The sequence below is a fragment of the Streptomyces sp. NPDC043908 genome, assembly GCF_056435525.1.
Map to the genome: position 1 here is coordinate 577,388 of NZ_JBWKEI010000002.1, position 17,941 is coordinate 595,328.

Below are 17,941 nucleotides of genomic sequence, written 5' to 3' on the forward strand. Positions count from 1 at the left end.
GGGTATGGGCATAACCCTTTGGGAGTACGCCGGGGAAGTACGTCGTGGCAGTACGTCACGGACCTTCGGGCCCCGCGTCCCCGCGTCCCCGCCGGGGACTGTACGGCCGGGCGGTGTCAGACCGCGTCGCGCGCGGGCGGCCGGATGTAGGTCAGGGTGTGGTGGGAGACGAGCTTGCCGGCGGTGTCGGTGGTGGTGGCCGTGCCGTACACGATGAGCCGGCCGGGCCGCAGGACCGTCGACTCGCAGACCAGGTCGGTGCGCGCGGGGCCGAGGAAGCTCGTGGTCATCTGCTGGGTGACGGACGGGTCGTCCTCGCCGAACAGCGACATGATCGCGATCCAGCAGGTCACGTCGGCGAGCGTCATCGCGCACCCGCCCTGGAGGACGCCGCCAGGCCGGAAGAGCTCCGGGCGCTGCGGCAGCGAGACCCTGGCCTGCCCCTTCCCCACGGACTTTACGGTGAAGCCCCACCAGGGGCCGAAGGGGCTGTTATCGAGCACGGCCTGCGCTGCTTCGACGTCCATCACCGAGGCAACATAACATCGTTCGGTATGTCCCGGCAGCGAACCAACGCGGAGCGAACGACCGCCACGCGCGCCCAACTGGCCCGCAGCGCACGCCAGTTGTTCACCGAGCGGGGCTACGCGTCAACCACCGTCGCCGAGATCGCGCGGAGCTGCGGCCTGACGGTCGGCGCGCTGTACCACCACTGGCCGGGCAAGGAGGCGCTGCTGGTGGACGTCGTGCACGACATCCACCGCGAACTGGCCCTGCGCATACGTTCCTTCGACACGGAGGACGACCCCGCCGCCCTGCTCCTGCACGCCGGCCGGGCGTTCCTCGACCTGTGCGCCGACCCGGCGACCGCCCGGCTGCTCCTGCTCGACGCGCCCGCGGCACTCGGGTACGAGCGGTGGCGGCGGATCGACGAGCGGTGGTGGCTGGCGCCGACGATCCGGCTGGTGGAGCGCGCTCGTACGGTACGGGAAGCCGCCGCGGCCGGCACCTGCCCGGCCACGGGTGGCGACACCGGCGCCGAGGCGTCCCGTCAGCTCGCGCTCGCCCTGCTCGGAGCGCTGACCAGCCTCGGGCACGAGGTCGCGGTGAGGGGTGCCGCCACGGCCGTCACGGCGGGGCGCACCTATGAGCGGCTCCTGACGTCCGTCCTGTGAGCGCGCGGCCCCCGGGGGCGGCCCCCTTCACGGCTTCGCTCCGAACTGGCTGACGAGCAGCGCCGCTTCGACCCGGTTGGCGGCCGACAGCTTGATCATCGCGTGGTGGACGTGCTTCTTCACCGTGTTCTCGGCGATGTGCAGGGTGGTGCCGATCTGCTTGTTCGTCATCCCGTCGGCGAGGAGCAGCAGCACGTCGTGCTCGCGTGAGGTGAGACTGGAGATCGCCACCGCGATCGAGGGCGCCGGGCGTTCGGTGGTGATGTCGGAGAGCCGGTCGCGCGGCAGGAGGTACACGGCGCAGCCCCGGCTGACGAGGGCCATCACACTGGCGAAGTCCTCCTGGAGGATGTGCAGGTCCATGAATCCGGCGACCTTGGCCCGCAGGGCGTCCTGGATGGTGACGAGCGAGTCGTGGCACCACAGGACGATGATCGAGACGTGCGAGCCGATGAGCTGGACGAGCCGGCGGAAGCTGTCGCCCGTGAGATGGCGGAGGTTCAGCAGGACGATGTCGGGGTCGCTGCGGTACACGACGGTCAGGACCCCCGCCACGTCCTGCACCACGCCGGCCACATCGAGTCCGGGGGCCTCCTTGGTCATCGCCGTCAGACCGGATCGGGTCACCACCTGGTCGTCGGCGATCAGCAGTCGTATCCGATCCATGTACGGCGTCCCGCCTTCCCCCCGTATGGCCGTCCGCGGACCTCTGTGGAGGGCCGGGAATCAGAAGCGACCACAAGATTGAATAGGGCCAGAACCGGCTGTAGAACCGGATGTCCGGGCCCTCGCCATGGCGCGGTTCTTCGGGAACGAAGCGTTCGGAGGGAATCCGGGACCGGGAACCGGCGGGGAACGGGTGGGCACCAGAACAAGGGTCCGCCTGCGGGTTGTCCGACTGGCCGCCCTCGGTGGATTGCGGATGCCGCCCGGATAACCGGTTACGCGAGCCGGTCCGGATTCACCATGGACGGAGAGGAGAATGAGCCATGAACGGACGCTCGCCGCACCAAGACACATCCCTCCCCCCAGCCCGACGTTGGATGTGACGGGTAGCGTACATCACGGCAACAGGCATGGGGAGATCTGAACGAGATATTCCGGATGAGGCTATTGCCAGGCCGGCAACTTGCCCGAACCGGCCAGCCTTTCCGAAAACAATCGGATGGAGGACGGTAAGGGGCTACCGATTCCGCCGATCTCGAAGCCCGCTACAACCGTCCGCACTCAGCGCTCGCCGTCACCGAGTAAGTCCTGCGGGAACGCGCGACCGCCCTCGCAGCCAAACCGCTGGATGCCTCCGTCAATGGCCTCGTGACGGTCGACAACTCTGCCGGCGTGGTGGCATCTGAACGGCAACACGCCAAGGGCATGCGGAACTGGCACCCTGAGTTGGCATCAGCAGGGAAGGGACATCGGTCCACCAGCAGGTGACCCCACAAGGCTCCGTGTCGAAGGGAAGACGCACGGCGACCGTATCCCCTGGAGGAGCGCTGCGAAGCGCCCTCTCCGTCAGCCAAGTTGACAGCGCCCGAACCGCTCCGGATCGATGGAGGCCGGGGTGAGGCTTCGCACTGACTGCGGTGGGTACATCCGCAAGCATGGACGCCGGCGCATGGATATCGCTGATAGCTACGGGGATCGTCTTGCTCATCGGGGCGGGGCTCATCTGCTACGAGCATTGGGGATCCGGCGCGAACCAGAGCCGGGAGTATGACCTCGGTCCGGACAACACCAGCGGCGGAGGCGGAGGCGGCTGACGCCCACGGTTCGGCCGAACCGCTCGGCCCGAACCTGCCGTCGATCTCACGACCGCGCTGCAGCAGAGCACCCCATGCCGACGGTAGGCGGAACAGGTCCTGTGCCCGCTCCACATCCCGCTCCGTAAGCAGCGAGAACTCCAGGTCGCCGGTGCCGTGATGGCCCAGCCCCATCACGTCCCGCGTGTCGCCGGGTACGAGCTCATCGTTGCCCGGGTCAGCCTTGAGGTACACCAGAAGCTTGGCCTGCCGCAGGGCGGGCAGGCGAAGTTCCGCTGCCGCTGGTAGTCGCGGTACTGCTGGCGCTGTACCGCCGAGACATCGCCGCCCAGCCCCAGCAGCACCTCGTCCACCACCGCCGGTGCATGCCAGCAGCGCGGGGAGCGACCGAAGCGGCCGTCTCCAGCGCAATATGGTCTGCGCCGTACGGGCGGTAGCGCGCCAGGCCTACGAGTGCCGCTGGTGACGCTACTCAACGATCACGCTGGCCATCTCCCTCGACGGTGGCCCGTCTGCCGCGAATCACGTCCGGCCTCGGTCACACCGAGACAGCCGGCCCTTGCGTACCGCGGACCCCCGTGCGTACGCCCGATCCCACCAAGTGCAACTCACCCGCCGTCTGCCCCGCTCCCTCCTTGATCAGGAGCACCAGGTTCGCGACAATGTGGCGCTTTGCCATCAGGGGGTGTGCCCCCGCTGTCCATTCGCGGCCAGGATGGCCCGGTTGATCGGGACACGGGAGTAGAAGTTTTCGCGTGCGTCCGGATCGGTGATCGTGCGCCCCTTGGCCAGCAAGATGGCCCGCGCCCGTTCCAGCCAGGGGTCGGCGTGCTCCCTTCGGCCCGCTGAAACGAGGATCTCGTAGCGGGTGAAATACACCTCCTCGGAGCGCAGCGCCGGCATCTCACCCGTCTCAGCGAGCCGTTCCACCGCTTGGCCGCTCAGTCCGAGCGCCGACTGCCGATCGCCGAGTTGCATTGCGCCACGCGCCCCCAGCATCAGTGCAGCGATCTCGCTGCGCTGGAAACCGGTACGGCGGCACTCCTCGACGGTTTCGGTGAACAGCTCGCAGGCGCGGGCGACGTCCCGGAGGGAGTAGGAGGGATGCATCAGAAGCTCGCCCAGGTAGTTCCTCAGCAATGGCAGGAGCGAGACGTGGGGTGCGGCACGGAGGTGGTCCCAGCCCATCAGGAGGGGGGATGCCGCTTGGCTGGGGCGGTCCCATTCGAGGTACAGCTTGCCGAGCAGTCCGAGGTTGTACCCCTGGTGGGTGCTGGCGGTCATCCGGGGCGCGAGTCGGTCGACCGCCTCGGACAGGAGCGATTCGGCTTCCTCGAACCGTCCCGTCGAAATCAGCAGCTGGCCGAAAAAGTTGGTCATCGTCGCGAACGGACTGGGGGTGTTCTCGGGCGACAGCCGTCCCAGGGAGTCGCGGAGTCGGATTTCGGCGGTATCGAAGGCACCGCGGTCGAATGCGGCGACACCGATGTGGCCAGTGAGCCGGGCGAGCGTCATGGGAAGGAGTTGCGCCTGCTCGGGGTGGAGGCAGGCGCGGGGCAATCGGGCGGCCAGGGTCTCGGCCCGTTCGAGCATGCCCACGCCGAGCTTCATGTCACGGCCGACGGTGCAGTGCCCGAGGTCGGTCAGTGCTTCCATCTCGGTGAACGTGTCTCCCGCCGCACGGGCGAATTCGACTGCCTCGGTGAACGCGGTGAGCGCGGCATCGAGGCTGTGGGTGACGACCAGGTGCTGGCCCGCCATGTGGCGGGCGATCGCCTGCAGTGCCGGATCGGCTGTACGTGAAGCCGCCGACTGGGCGTGTGCGATGAGAACGCGCACTGGTACGGTCGGCCATGGCTCGACGTTGACGGTGGTGCCGCCATCGCCGTGGCGCCACCACAATTCGGACGCGGCCAGCAGGACATGAAGGGCACGTACACGCAGGCCGTCGGCGTCGGCGTGAGCCGTTGAGTCGAGGGCTTCGAGGATGCGGATGCAAGCGCGTACGACCTCTTCGCCCGGCTCCTGTCCGTAGCGTGACGCGGCCTCCACCAAGGCCCTTTCGCAGTCCTGCAAGTCACGGTGGCCGACGGGGGTGGGCGGCCGGCCGGAGTCGGTAGACGTCATGCGCACCTTCCGAGTCGAGTCGAAGCGACGTACGGTATGCGGTGTCGGCTAGGTCCAGCGGCCAGGCGCACGGTCCTTTAGGCCCGTAGAGGGAACGCCTGCCAGGGAGGAACGTTTCCCCTGGCTCCCCCAGGAGACAGTAGCGCCCCGGCCCGGCTCAGTCAGTGGCCGTGGCTGCCAGTCGTTCCGCTTCCGCCAGCAACCAAGCGGGAGGGACGAAGTCCGCGTTCCCCTTGGACTTGTCGGCGGCGGCACGAAGGTACCGCGCGACCTCGCCCAATTCACCGGCAAGCATGGCCCGCGCAGCGCGGACCAACTGGTCGGCGACCTCGCCGCCCGTCACCGCCGCGCGCTCGAAGGCCGCCTTCGAGCGCTGGGTGGCCGCGAGGGCATCGGCGTAGCGACCGACCGTCCAGTAGGCCCAGGACAGGTTGTACAGGCAGATGCCCTCGGTGCGAGGCGACCCCACGGCGGCGCCATCGGTGTTCGCCTGGAGGAACTCGGCCTCGGCGCGCTCCACATCCCCCATCGCCATGAGCGCGACACCCCGGACGTTGTGGACGTACCCGAGTGCCTCCGTCACTCCCGCTTCCTCATAGAGTGCGATAGCCGCGCCGGCCATGGTCAGGGCCTGGTTCCAGTCACCGGATACCAGGTGCGCGCATGCTGAGGCGTCGCTCGCCTGGGCGCAGCCCAGGTCGTCGCTGAGCTCCGTCGCCCTGGCGCGCATGGTGTCGGCCACCTCCAGCGCCTCTTGCACCTCGCCCCGGTAGCTATGGGACAGGCTGAGGCTCATCAGCGCACGCAGGAGTTGCTCGGACTCACCGAGCCGGTCGGCGAGTTCGACGGCGCGCCGTAGTCGGCCGATGGCCTCGTCGAGCTGGTTCAGCTGGCGATATGTGTCGCCCAACGCGAACAGCGCCTGCCCCAGGCGGTGCTGGTCGCCGACACGTTCGGCGAGGTCGGCGGCTTCTCTCAAGACCTGGGCAGCCTGGTGGTGCGGGCCGCCGAACAACAGAACCAGACCGAAGCCGACCAAGTGGGCCAGCCTGGTCTCATCGTCGTGGAGGTGCCCGGAAAGCTGCTGGTGCATGTCTCTGGCCGCGCCCACGGAGCCGCGCCAGGTGAGGAAGTAGTCCACCTCGTCGAGGACCGCGGCAGCCGGTTCATAGTCCTCGGCGCGTATCCGATGAGCGAACTCGTAGCGGTGCAGCTGCACGTCATCCACAGATCGCCACTGGTCGCGGGGTGGCTTCTGCCTGGCGTACCAGTCGGCCACACGGCGGTTGAGCGAACGGCAGCCGAGCAAGCCGTCGGATGGCAGCTCTCCGTAGATGAAGTCGGCGTCCATCGGATGCAGCGCGAACATGCGACGGGCGCGGTCGACCGTGACCATACGGCCGTGCGAAGCGAGGCGAGCCAGCGCCGCCGGGACATCGACGTCCGGCGCCAAGGGCGCAAGCACCCATGAGACGGCGTCCCGCGAGGCCGGGCGACCGAACGCCGCGAGCGCCTCCAGGACCAGCCGGCTCTCCGCGTCCAGCCGCTGGAACCGGTCTTGGGCGAGATAGGCGATGACATCGCCGCGCTCGACGAATGTGTCAAGTACCTCGTCGAGCGTGGGCAGCGTGAGGTAGTCCTCGCTCAGCGCGCCGGCGATCAGCTCCAGGGCCCGCGGAACCCCGTGGACGCGGCGCACAGCGCTTTCCAGATCCTGCCGAGAGGCGCGGACGATGTCCGTCTCCCCATCCGCGTCGAGTTCGCGCAGCAGCTCGACGGCTTCCGGTACCGGCAGCCCCTGGTCGAGGTAGAGACGGGCCTGGTAGCGGCGCAGCTCCGGGGGAAGCGCCAGGGGCACCTGGGTGGTCATAAGGATCCTGGCGCCGTGCTGCGTTCTGAAGAAGGCGTCGAAGAACTCGGTGAGCTCCTGGCCGCACAGCTGTCCCCGGTCGTCGAGCCGGTCCTCGAAGTTGTCCAGCAGGATCAGATAGGGCCCACGGGAGAGAGCGGCAAACAGTTGTGTCAACTTGTCGGGTGTGCTCCGCTGGCTGGTCCACACCTCCAGCAGGACCTCCTGCGCCTCCGGTGCCGACAGCCTGGCGCAGTCATGAAAGATCCGCTCCAGGGAAATGCCGGACGTCCGGCTGCTGACGTTGACGATGCCCGCCCATGCCCGCCCGTGTCCTCCCCGGTCCCTGGCCAATTGCTCGGCTACCTTGGCCGCCAGCGCGCTTTTACCGATCCCCCGTCGTCCGATGATGGTCACTAGACGCGTCCGCGGGTCGGTGAGACGGGACGTCACCTCGGCCCGTTCCTGCGAGCGGTCCTTGAATGTCTCCAGACCGTAGGCGACCGGCATGCCGATGACCCGGCATCCGGGATCCGCGGTAAGTCCGTGCACTGCTCCCCCTCAAGACATCACGGGCCGCCCAGGTTCAACGCCTGGGAGAACGGGGTGATCCCCTGATTTCGACCGGAGCGGACTACGCTCCGCTCCCGAGCCGTTACTCTGAACTATCGTAGCGGGATTATCAGTTGGTATCCGCAACGGAGCACCTTTTCGTACGGGGAGGCGGATGGTGACCAATCGCGGAAGGCTGCCCGGGCGGCCCTGGACGAGCACCCTGCGGCCGCCGAAGGACATCATCGTGCTCTCCTTCGCCACACTGGGGGGCCTCGCGCTGGTGGTGTGGGGCTGGTTGATGCAGGGCGCCGAGTACACACCGGGTCTGCTGCTGCAATTCGGCAGCTCGCTGGTGCTCATCTCGCCCCTCCTCGTCCTCGGTCGGGTGCTCGAACGCCGACTGCAGAGCACCCAGGACGCCCTCTCCAGCGACTTAGCAGGCATCCAGGTCCAGATGCGCGCTACGCGGGCCCAGCTCGACACCCTTGGTGAAACCAGCAGGGACGGCCTCCTCGACCGCCACAGGCGACGGGAAATGTTACTCCGTGACGCCGAGCGGGCCCCCACCATGGCACGCTTGGCGGCCGTGCTCCGTGAAGCCGCCGGCCTGCAGGCCGTGGACGGCGGCGGGGTGCGCACCAGGCTGCCGGGTTCCGACCTGTGGCTCCGTCTGGACTTGGGCCCGACCACCGCACCGAACTCGCCGCAACCCGGCCGGGGCACTGACGAGGCCCTGTACCTGACGCTGGAGGAACGGGGCGGCACACCGGTGTCAAGGACTGTCTGGGCACAGGACGAGGAGGCGTCCGCCGCCGCCCGCCGACTCACGGCGCGGCCGAGGGGAACAACGCCCGGCATGGCCTCCGGCGGCACCGTGGTAGCTGCCCTGCGCAACATCGACGGGCTGCTGCGCTTGCTGGTCACGACGCTCCGTACGGCCATCGCCGCCCGGACGGGACAGGAGCAGCAAGATCTAGGCCGGCTCATCGAGCTACCGAACGAGCAATGGGCCATCAGCGCCGACGGGTTGTGGTGTCGGCAACGTTACTTCCACATCCGCGCAGAACAACTGCTCGACTCCAACCAGGACTGGCGTCGCTACGCCCTCGCCAAGCCCTGGGTCAGCCGCGACCACTTCCTCGACGCCTACCGCACCGCGCACGCGTTGCTCTCCGGCTCCACCTCGCAATGAACACCTACCAGGATCTGGACTCAAGTACCGGCCCCGACAAGTACGACGCGCAGAAAGGCAACCTCCGATGGACACCGTTTTCATCCGCGGCCTGGAGATCGCGACCCTCATCGGCGTCGCCGAGTGGGAGCGGCAGGTCAAGCAGACAGTGGTGATCAACCTTGAGCTGGATACCGACATCACCCCGGGCGCCGCCAGCGACGCCTTGCACGACGCGCTCGACTACAGCGCCGTCTCACAACGCCTCAGGGAATTCATCGGCGCAAGCACTTTCCAGCTGGTCGAGACGCTGGCCGAGCGGACCGCTCAGCTGATCCTCGACGAATTCCCTGTACGGCGACTGCGGCTGGAGCTCGCCAAACCACGGCCGTACAGCGGCGGCTATACGGCCGGCATCATCATCGAGCGTCGAACCCCAGCAGGGAAAGAGGATCACGTGTGAGGTGACACAGCCGTCCGGATCACGCGCGGCAGACCACCGACGGTGCCTGACGGCCCGTAGTGGCGTGCCCGGCGGACCCCCTGAGTGGATTCCGACACCGACTCATCTCCTAGCCAGACGCGCACTCCCGTGTTCGTGCTGCCCCCAGCCGTGCACCCGGTCCCTCGTAGCGGCGCCGCGCATACCCGACCCGAAAACTATGGTGCCCCACCACATACGCCCCTGACCTGCGCATTCCTACGGTATGGCGACACGCAACCGTCCCCGCAGACCGTCAGGAAGTGGTGCTGATGTCCTCCCCCGCGACCTCTCCCCCAGCCCCCTCCCACCTCCCCCGCATCGTCGCCGCCAGCCTCATCGGCACGACCATCGAGTGGTACGACTTCTTCCTCTACGGGTCGGCTGCCGCGCTCGTCTTCAACAAGCTGTTCTTTCCCGGTTCCGACCCGCTCGTCGGCACACTGCTCTCGTTCCTGACGTACGCCGTCGGGTTCGCCGCCCGGCCGCTGGGGGCCCTGGTCTTCGGGCACTTCGGGGACCGGGTCGGGCGGAAGAAGCTGCTCGTGCTGAGTCTGCTCATGATGGGCGGCGCGACCTTCGCGATCGGTCTGCTGCCGACGCACGCCACCGTCGGCTCCGCCGCTCCCGTGCTGCTGACCGCCCTGCGGCTGGTGCAGGGGTTCGCACTCGGCGGGGAGTGGGGCGGGGCCGTCCTGCTGGTGTCGGAGCACGGGGACGCGCGGCGGCGCGGGTTCTGGGCCTCCTGGCCGCAGACCGGGGCGCCCGCCGGGCAGTTGCTCGCCACCGGGGTGCTCTCCGCGCTCACCGCGCTCCTCTCCGACGACGCCTTCCTCTCCTGGGGGTGGCGGGTGCCGTTCCTGCTGTCCGGGGTGCTGGTGCTCGTCGGTTTGTGGATACGGCTCTCGGTCGATGAATCCCCGCTGTTCAAGGCCGCGTTGGAGCGCGCCGAGGCACGGCGGGCCGCCGAGCCGGACGGTGTGGCGGAGAAGCTGCCGCTCGTCGCCGTGCTGCGCGACCACTGGCGCGACGTGCTGGTCGCGATGGGCGCGCGTATGGCGGAGAACATCAGCTACTACGTGATCACCGCGTTCATCCTCGTGTACGCGACGACCTCGGCGGGGATGGCCAAACAGACCGCGCTGAACGCCGTACTGATCGCCTCCGCCGTCCACTTCGCGGTGATCCCCGCCTGGGGCGCGCTCTCCGACCGGGTCGGGCGCCGACCCGTCTATCTGATCGGCGCGGTGGGTGTCGGTGCCTGGATGTTCCCCTTCTTCTCGCTGATCGACACGGGCGACTTCGGCAACCTCGTCCTCGCCGTCACCGTCGGGCTCTTCTTCCACGGGGCCATGTACGCACCCCAGGCCGCGTTCTTCACCGAGATGTTCGCGACCCGGATGCGCTACTCGGGGGCCTCCATCGGCGCCCAGTTCGCCTCGGTCGCGGCCGGTGCGCCCGCCCCGCTGATCGCCACCGCCCTCCTGAAGGACTACGACAGCTCCACCCCCATCGCGCTCTATGTGATCGCGGCGGCCCTCCTCACGGTGATCGCGCTGATCTGCGCGCAGGAGACGCGCCACCGCGACCTGGCGGACGAGGACGCCAAGACGCCCGCCGGGGACTCCGTCAGCGTCTGACGGCCGACGCCATCAGATGGAGCCGCAGCGCCAGCTGGATCTCCAGCGCTCGGGCCGGACACTGCCAGTCCGGCCCGAGCAGCCTGCCTATCCGCTCCAGCCGCTGGGCCACCGTGTTCACATGGACGTGCAGGTCGTCCTTGGTGCGCGCCGGGCTCATCCCGCTCGCGAAGTACGCGTCGAGGGTGCGCACCAGGTCGGTGCCGCGCCGCGCGTCGTACGCCACGACCGTGCCGAGCGTCCGGTCGACGAAGCCCTCGATGTCCCGGGTGTCCGCGAGGAGCAGGCCGAGGAAGCCGAGGTCCTGCGCTGCCGCGCCCTCGCCCGGGCGGCCGAGCAGCCGCAGCGCCTCCAGACAGCGGCGCGCCTCCGCGTACGCCTCGGCTGTCTCACCGGGGCGGGCCGCCGGGGCCTCGACGGGAGCCGACGCGCCGACGGTGACCCGCTCGTGAAGCGCGCCGCCGAGTTGCCTGGCCACCTGCCGGGCGACCTCGGCCGGGGTGGCGGCCGGGCCGAGCGGGAGCAGCAGCACGGTCCCGCCGTCGCGGGTCGCGGCCAGGCCGTGCCGGGTCGCGGCCAGATGCGCGGCGGCCGACCCCATGCGCTGGCGGTCGGCGGTGCGGCGCTCGGCCGTGCCGTCCTCGGGGCTCTCGATCCGGGCGGCGAGGACGACATGCGGCGCGTCCAGGTCGGCGCGCAGCCGGGCGGCCCGGTCGCGCAGCAGCCGGGGGTCGCGGCCGGGCGCGTCCAGGAGGTCGTCCAGGAGCTCGCCGCGCACCCGCTGTTCGGCCTCGCCCGCCGACCGCCGGGCGAGCAGCAGCAGTGAGGTGACCATCGCCGCCCGCTCCAGAGTGCGCCGGTCCACCGGGTCGAGCCCTGGATGGCCGCGCAGCACCAGCGCGCCCAGCACCTCGCCGCCCGCAGCGACCGTGGCCACCCAGTCCCTTCCGTTCCGTACCGCGTGGCCGTCCGTGCCGGTCAGTTCCAGGGCGGCGAAGGCGGACGAGTCGGCGTCGGCGAACTCGACCGTGCCGTCGAGGACTTCGGAGACCGCGCTCGCCACGTCGTGCACCCCGCCGCCGCGCAGCACCAGTTCGGTGAGCCGGTCGTGGACCTCCGAGGCGCGCTCCAGGACCGCGCTGTGGTCGCGGATGATCTCGTTGGCGCGCTCCAGTTCGGCGAGCGCCGAGCGGGTCTCGGCGAGCAGGTTGGCGGTGTCGATGGCGACGGCGGCGTGCGCGGCGAAGGAGCCGAGCAGAGCGATCTCCTCGCGCGCGAAGACGCGGCTGTGCCGGTCGGCGGCGAAGAGCACGCCGATCACGCTGCTGCCCAGCGTCAGCGGCACGCCGAGGATCGCGACCAGGCCCTCGTCGCGGACGCCGGTGTCGATGGTCCGGGTGTGCCGGAAGCGCTCGTCGTCGAAGTAGCTCGACGTCACGTATGGCCGGGCCGTCTGGGCGACGAGGCCGCCGAGGCCTTCGCCCATGCCGAGCCGCAGCTGCTGGAAGCGGGCGGCCACCGACCCCTCGGTGACGCGCATGTACGTGTCGCCGGCCACCGGGTCGTTGAGGCTCAGGTAGGCGACCTCCGTGCCCAGCAGGGACCGCGCGCGCTGCACGATCGCGCGCAGCACCGCGTCCAGATCGCGCAGGCCCGCGAGGTCGTGGGCGGTCTCGAAGAGCGCGGAGAGCTCGGCCTCCCTGCGCCGTCTGCCCTCCAGGTCGGCGCGGACCCGCAGGGCGAGCTGCCGGGCGGACTCCAGGGCGGCCAGCGCCTGGGGGCCCGCGCCGTCGGCTCGGGCCAGCAGCGCGGGCCGGTCATACGCCTCGGCCGCCGCGCCGCGCGCCAGAAGCTCCAGGTAGGGAGCTTCCGCGTGCTCGGTGGACTGCGGGTGATCGTGGGACATGTTCACAGGGATACCTGCCGTACGGGCGGCCGCGCCAGCCCTGTGGACAACTGTTGGCAGGCGCCGGACAAGGAGGGGAGGTGCGGTGGTGGCGCGGCGGCGGACGGTGCCGGAGGGCGCCGGGGAGGCCTCAGTGCGCGGTCCAGCCGCCGTCCAGGGCGAGCGAGGTGCCGGTGATGAAGGAGGCCTGCGGGGTGCAGAGGTAGGCGACGGCCTCGGCGACCTCGGATGGCTCGACCAGCCGTTTGAGCGCCGAGTCCTTGAGCAGTACCTCGGCCAGGACGCGCTCCTCGGGAATGCCGTGCGCGGCCGCCTGGTCGCTGATCTGCCGCTCGACGAGCGGGGTGCGGACATAGCCGGGGCTGACGCAGTTGGAGGTGACGCCGTGCGCGGCGCCCTCCAGGGCGGCGGTCTTGGAGAGGCCTTCGAGGCCGTGCTTGGCCGCGACGTAGGCCGACTTGTAGGCGGAGGCCCGCAGCCCGTGCACCGAGGAGATGTTGACGATCCGTCCCCAGCCCTGCCCGTACATGTGCGGCAGCGACCCTCTGATCAGCCGGAACGGCGCTTCCAGCATCACCGTGAGCACGGTGTGGAACACCTCGGGCGGGAACTGCTCGATGGGGCGCACCAGTTGCAGTCCCGCGTTGTTCACCAGGATGTCGGTGCCGGTGGCGGCCTGCTCGGCGGCTTCGAGGTCGGTCAGGTCCAGGGCCAGCGGCTCCAGCGAGCCGGCGAGGCCCGCGCCCTGCGCGGCCAGGGCGTCGAGACCGCCGGCGTCCCGGTCGACGGCGCGCACCTTGGCGCCGGCGGCCGCCAGGCGCAGCGCGCAGGCCCGGCCGATGCCGCCGGCGGCCCCGGTGACCAGGGCGGTGCGGCCGCCCAGGTCGAGCTCGATGGACGCGGGGACGGGACCAGGTGTGGTGGGCGTGGTCATGCTGTCGACCCTAGGCAGGGTCACTGCGAGCACCCATGTGGGCCCGACCCATACTTCAGCGCTCAGTCGTAGGCGCGAACCATGTGGGGTCATCGGTCATCGCCTGCTTGATCCGGAAGAGCGAGAACTCCTCCAGCTCCGGCAGCGCGTCGACCGGGAACCAGCCGACCTCCAGGGACTCGTCGTCGTTGACCCGCGCCTCGCCGCCGATCGCCCGGCCCCTGAAGCAGGTGTCCATGAACTGGCAGCGGTCGCCGTTGGGGTAGGTGACCGGGGGCAGCGCGTCCACCAGGACGACCTTCTCCACCACGCACCGCACGGCGGCCTCTTCGTACACCTCGCGCACGGCCGTCTCGGCGGGCTGTTCGCCCGGTTCCGGTATGCCGCCGATGATGGACCACCCGCCGGTGTCGACGCGCCGGCCGAGCAGCACCCGGCCCTCGTCGTCGAAGACGACCACGCTGACCCCGGGCAGGAACAGCAGTTGGTGGCCGGCCGAGGCCCGGATCTCGCGGATGAAGTCTGGTGTCGCCATGCCTTCGACCCTAACGAGCCCCACCGACATCGGTCCCCGCGGCGCGGCGCGCGCGGACGGTCCGGCTGACCGCCCAGCCGAGACCTGCCGCGGCGAGCGCCACCAGGGTCCACTCGGGGGCGGTGCCGAGCCGGGTCGCCGGGGTCTGCGACGACCGCAGCGGCACCGTGGCCACCAGCGAGTCCGGGGTGAACATCTTCGTCTTCTGGGCGACTTCGCCGTCCGGCATGATCACCGCGCTGACCCCGCTGGTGACCGGGACGGTGACGGTGCGGCTGTGCTCGACCGCCCGCACCCGCGACATGGCGAGCTGCTGGTAGGTCATCTCGCTGCGGTCGAAGGTGGCGTTGTTGCTCGGTACGGAGATGATCCGCGCGCCGTGCGTGACGGTGTCGCGCACGGCCCAGTCGAACGCCGCCTCGTAGCAGGTGGCGATGCCGACCTCGGTGCCCGCCATGTCGAACACCCCGGCCCTGGTGCCGCGGCTGAAGTCCTGGCGGACCATGGAGACATAGCCCGGACTGAACTGCTTGATGAGGCCGCGCAGCGGGATGTACTCGCCGAAGGGCTGGATCTGCCGCTTGTCGTAGGTGGCTCCGGGGCCGGTCTTAGGGTCCCACAGCACCTGCTCGTTGAAGAGCCGTCCGTCGGGGCGCTCCACGACCGCGCCCACCGAGATGGGCGCCCCGATCGCCCGGGCGGCCCGGTCGATGTCGGTGTACGCCTGGGCGTCGGTGTACGGGTCGACGTCCGAGGAGTTCTCCGGCCAGAGCACGAAGTCGGGCTTGGCGGCCTTGCCCGCCTTCACCCGGTCCGCGAGGCGCAGGGTCTCGCGGATGTGGTAGTCGAGGACCGCGCGGCGCTGTTCGTTGAAGTCCAGGCCCAGGCGCGGCACATTGCCCTGGATCACGGCGACCGTGGCGGTGCCGTTCTCGGCCGCGTCGCTGACCAGCCCGGTCGCGGCGAGCGCGGCGGCGACCGGGGCGAGCAGGGCGGCCAGGGCGGCGGCCGCGGCTCCCCTGCGCAGGGTGCCGGTGGCGCGCAGGCGCAGCCCCTGGCGCACGCACGCGTACAGCCCGAAGCCGCAGAGGACGACGGCGAAGCCGAGGACGGGCGTGCCGCCCAGGGCGGCGAGCGGCAGGAACACCCCGTCCGCCTGGCCGAAGGCGAGTTTTCCCCAGGGGAAGCCGCCGAACGGCACGCGCGCGCGTGCCGCCTCGGAGGCGATCCATACGGCGGCGGCCCACACCGGCGCCGCGGGCAGCCGCGAGACGACCGCCATGCCGGCACCCGCGGCGGCGACCCCGAGCGCCTCGATGGCCGCGAGCGCCAGCCAGGGGCCGGGGCCGACCTCCACGCCCGTCCAGACGAGCAGCGGCAGCAGGAAACCGAGACCGAAGAGGTAGCCCAGACCGAATCCGGCCTTCCAGGCGCGCCCGTGCAGACAGGCGGCGAGGAGGGCGAAGGCGGGCACCGCCAGCCACCACAGGGGCCGGGGCGGGAAGCTCAGGTACAGGAGCACACCGGACAGCGCGGCCGTGGCGGGCCGGACGAGCCGGTGCAGCAGCCGACGGCCGCGCGAGGCGGGGGCGGGCTGCGGTTCGAGCTGCTCTGGCTCGGCTGTGGGGGTGGTGGTCGTGCTCACCCGGCGGAGTCTACGGCCGCGGGCTGTGCCTGTGTCGGACCGGTTCGTACAGTAACCGTCCCTATGCGCACGATGACCGGCGACGTGCGGGCGACCGGTACGTACGCGCGCGTAGGGGCTTCGGACCGCGCCCCGGACCGGAACGTTTCCGCACGATCTGTACCCGGACCGTGCCCGGCACCACTACGGTGTGCGCAGTCCGTAGACGGCCGGGGGGCGGGGATGAGCGCACGAACAGGCGGGTCCGCCGCACCCGGACGCCGGGCCGCGCCGGATCTCGTCGGCGTCCTGGTGCTCGGTGCCTGCGCCGGCTGGTCGCTGGTCACGGCGGCGGGGCGGGAGGCCCGGCCGGAGGGCGTGCTGCTCGCGGTGCTCGCGGTCGCCGCCGGGTACGCGCTGGGCCGGATCAGCGGCAGCCTGGTGCCGGTGGCGACGGCGGCCTGCGCCGCGACCACGGGCCTGCTCCTCGCCTACGCCTCCCGGGACGGCGTTCCCGGCGCCACGGTCGATCCGCTCCCCGGCCACATCGGCGTCTCCGCGGCGCTCCCTGCCCTGGCCGCGGGCGCGGCCTGCTGCGGCGCCTGGGCGGCCCGTACGGCGGCGGCCCGCCTCGCCCTGCGGCTGCTCGCCGCCGGATGCGCGGGCACGGCCCTGGCGCTCGGCTCGGCGGCGGGCTGCGTGGCCGCCCTCGGCATCCTGCTGTGCTCGCTGGCGGCGGCGCGGATGCGGCACCGCGCGGTGGGACTCGCGGGGCTCGCGGCGGTCGCCGCCCTGGTGGCGGGGGGATCGGTCGCGGTGGCGGAGGACGTGCTGCCCGCCGGACTCACCGTCTCCCTGGAGGGCCAGCTCACCCCGGAGCGCGTGCTGCTGTGGCGGGACGCGATGGACCTGGCCGAGGAACACCCTCTGCGGGGCACGGGCCCCGACCGGTTCGGCGGACTGAGCCCGGTGGCACGGCAGTCGCCCGTCGCCGCCGGCAAGCCGCACTCCGCCCTGCTCCAGCAGACGTCCGAGCAGGGCGTGGTGGGCACCGGCCTGCTCGCGGCCACCTACGGCTGGCTCCTCTACGCGCTGTGGCGCTCGCCCCGCACCACCCCGGTCGTCCTCACGGCGGGCGCGGCGCTCACCGCCCTGGCCGCCTTCGCCTGCGTCGGCAACGCGCTGAGCTTCTCCCCGGTGACGATGGGCGCGGGTCTGCTGGCGGGCCTGGCCACCGCACGGCCGCCCGGGGACGGCCAGCAGGAGGCGGAGCGGGATGCCGAGGTCGTGCACGCGGGCGGGTGAAGGGCGTACGCGGGACGGGTGGTGTGGGGCGCTGTCGCGAACGAACGAGTCGGGCCTGGTCGCGCACGCGCGCGTAGGGGCGGTCTCGGGTACGTCGTGCGTACGGATACGGGCGCGTCAGCGGTATCCGTACGGATAGGAGCGCGCGCGTGATGCGTAGGGATGCGGGTGCGTAGTCCGTACGGGGGGATCGGCGCCGTACGTACGGACAGAGACGTCCCAGAACGCGCGGCCCGGCGGGGCGTCAGGCCCCGGCGTGCTTCGTGGTGGCGAGCAGGCGCAGACGGGCGCGGATGACGCGGACCGCGGCCTCGGCGTCGTCCACCGTCACCGTGAAGACGCGGCCGTCCCCGAGGCGCAGCACCAGGCCCTCGCCCCGGCGTACGACGACGGCGGTGCCCTTCTCCGGGCGCCACCGGTAGCCCCAGCCGCCCCACTGGCGCGGGGTGACGCGGGGCGCGAAGTCCGCGTCCACCACCTCGGCGAGCGAGATGCGGCGACGCGGGAGGCCGATGTGGCCGCAGCGCACTTCCAGGCAGTCGTCGTCCACCTTCACGGCCACATGGACGAAGGCGAGCGTTCCGTAGATGACCAGGAGCCCGGCGGCGACACAGCCGATCACGGACATGAGGAGCGGGGCGATGCCGGACGTCCAGGTGGAGTCGACGGCCAGCTCCACGCCGAGCGCCACACAGGCGGCGCCGGCGGCGGCGAGCAGCCACTGGACCCGGTTGGTCGCCCGACCGGTCCAGATCGCCGGTTGCGAGGAGAGCGCCGGCGCGCCGCGGTCGTGCGCCGGAGGCTCGGGGGGGAGGTCCCTCATGCCTAGCAGAGTACTCAGATTCCCCGGAACCGGCAGTGACGCCACTCTCAGTGAGC

General features: G+C 70.9%; 14 protein-coding genes and 1 pseudogene. 5 read left to right on the forward strand and 10 right to left on the reverse strand.

Annotation, left to right across the window (positions count from 1 at the left end; genetic code table 11):
* Window positions 1-116 precede the first annotated feature (116 nt).
* On the reverse strand, window positions 117-527 hold the full coding sequence (locus AC069K_RS06805; protein WP_478612804.1) for a PaaI family thioesterase: 411 nt from the start codon (window positions 525-527) through the stop codon (window positions 117-119).
* A 27-nt stretch (window positions 528-554) separates the two neighbouring features.
* Between AC069K_RS06805 and AC069K_RS06810 the strand changes: the two genes are divergently transcribed.
* Window positions 555-1,175, forward strand: a complete 621-nt coding sequence (locus tag AC069K_RS06810) for a TetR/AcrR family transcriptional regulator (protein WP_478612807.1) — start codon at window positions 555-557, stop codon at window positions 1,173-1,175.
* Window positions 1,176-1,202: 27 nt separating this feature from the next.
* Here AC069K_RS06810 and AC069K_RS06815 read toward each other — a convergent pair whose 3' ends face one another.
* From AC069K_RS06815 to AC069K_RS06830, 4 genes and pseudogenes are all read right to left on the reverse strand, one after another.
* Window positions 1,203-1,841 (reverse strand): LuxR C-terminal-related transcriptional regulator, encoded by a 639-nt coding sequence (locus AC069K_RS06815; RefSeq protein ID WP_478612810.1) that lies wholly within the window; start codon window positions 1,839-1,841, stop codon window positions 1,203-1,205.
* Between the two features lie 1,169 nt (window positions 1,842-3,010).
* Window positions 3,011-3,386, reverse strand: a pseudogene (locus AC069K_RS06820) (transporter); the annotation flags it as partial.
* A gap of 227 nt (window positions 3,387-3,613) precedes the next feature.
* Window positions 3,614-5,062, reverse strand: a complete 1,449-nt coding sequence (locus AC069K_RS06825; RefSeq protein ID WP_478612813.1) for a hypothetical protein — start codon at window positions 5,060-5,062, stop codon at window positions 3,614-3,616.
* A gap of 157 nt (window positions 5,063-5,219) precedes the next feature.
* Window positions 5,220-7,421 (reverse strand): tetratricopeptide repeat protein, encoded by a 2,202-nt coding sequence (locus AC069K_RS06830; RefSeq protein WP_478612816.1) that lies wholly within the window; start codon window positions 7,419-7,421, stop codon window positions 5,220-5,222.
* A gap of 217 nt (window positions 7,422-7,638) precedes the next feature.
* On the opposite strand from AC069K_RS06830, the gene AC069K_RS06835 reads away from it, so the two are divergent.
* The 3 genes from AC069K_RS06835 (at window position 7,639) to AC069K_RS06845 (ending at window position 10,758) form a co-directional block, all read left to right on the forward strand.
* Window positions 7,639-8,658, forward strand: coding sequence for a hypothetical protein (locus tag AC069K_RS06835; RefSeq protein ID WP_478612819.1), 1,020 nt, complete (start codon window positions 7,639-7,641; stop codon window positions 8,656-8,658).
* A gap of 67 nt (window positions 8,659-8,725) precedes the next feature.
* Window positions 8,726-9,100 (forward strand): dihydroneopterin aldolase, encoded by a 375-nt coding sequence (folB, locus tag AC069K_RS06840; protein WP_478612822.1) that lies wholly within the window; start codon window positions 8,726-8,728, stop codon window positions 9,098-9,100.
* Between the two features lie 290 nt (window positions 9,101-9,390).
* Window positions 9,391-10,758, forward strand: coding sequence for an MFS transporter (locus AC069K_RS06845; RefSeq protein WP_478612825.1), 1,368 nt, complete (start codon window positions 9,391-9,393; stop codon window positions 10,756-10,758).
* Here AC069K_RS06845 and AC069K_RS06850 read toward each other — a convergent pair.
* The 4 genes from AC069K_RS06850 to lnt all read right to left on the reverse strand — a co-directional run bounded on the left by AC069K_RS06850 (window position 10,748) and on the right by lnt (window position 15,778).
* A complete protein-coding gene (locus tag AC069K_RS06850; RefSeq protein WP_478612827.1) occupies window positions 10,748-12,664 on the reverse strand; it encodes a helix-turn-helix domain-containing protein in 1,917 nt (638 codons plus the stop codon). The genes AC069K_RS06845 and AC069K_RS06850 overlap by 11 nt on opposite strands.
* A 130-nt stretch (window positions 12,665-12,794) precedes the next feature.
* Window positions 12,795-13,598 (reverse strand): 3-hydroxybutyrate dehydrogenase, encoded by an 804-nt coding sequence (locus tag AC069K_RS06855; RefSeq protein WP_478612829.1) that lies wholly within the window; start codon window positions 13,596-13,598, stop codon window positions 12,795-12,797.
* Between the two features lie 55 nt (window positions 13,599-13,653).
* A complete protein-coding gene (locus tag AC069K_RS06860; protein WP_478612832.1) occupies window positions 13,654-14,133 on the reverse strand; it encodes an NUDIX hydrolase in 480 nt (159 codons plus the stop codon).
* A gap of 10 nt (window positions 14,134-14,143) precedes the next feature.
* The gene (gene lnt / locus AC069K_RS06865) at window positions 14,144-15,778 is read right to left on the reverse strand and encodes an apolipoprotein N-acyltransferase (RefSeq protein ID WP_478612835.1); all 1,635 of its coding nucleotides are present in this window, start codon (window positions 15,776-15,778) and stop codon (window positions 14,144-14,146) included.
* A 222-nt stretch (window positions 15,779-16,000) separates the two neighbouring features.
* Here lnt and AC069K_RS06870 point away from each other — a divergent pair, with 222 nt between their 5' ends.
* On the forward strand, window positions 16,001-17,062 hold the full coding sequence (locus tag AC069K_RS06870; protein ID WP_478612838.1) for an O-antigen ligase family protein: 1,062 nt from the start codon (window positions 16,001-16,003) through the stop codon (window positions 17,060-17,062).
* 244 nt (window positions 17,063-17,306) lie between these two features.
* Here AC069K_RS06870 and AC069K_RS06875 read toward each other — a convergent pair whose 3' ends face one another.
* Window positions 17,307-17,885, reverse strand: a complete 579-nt coding sequence (locus AC069K_RS06875) for a hypothetical protein (RefSeq protein ID WP_358832444.1) — start codon at window positions 17,883-17,885, stop codon at window positions 17,307-17,309.
* Window positions 17,886-17,941: the final 56 nt, after the last annotated feature.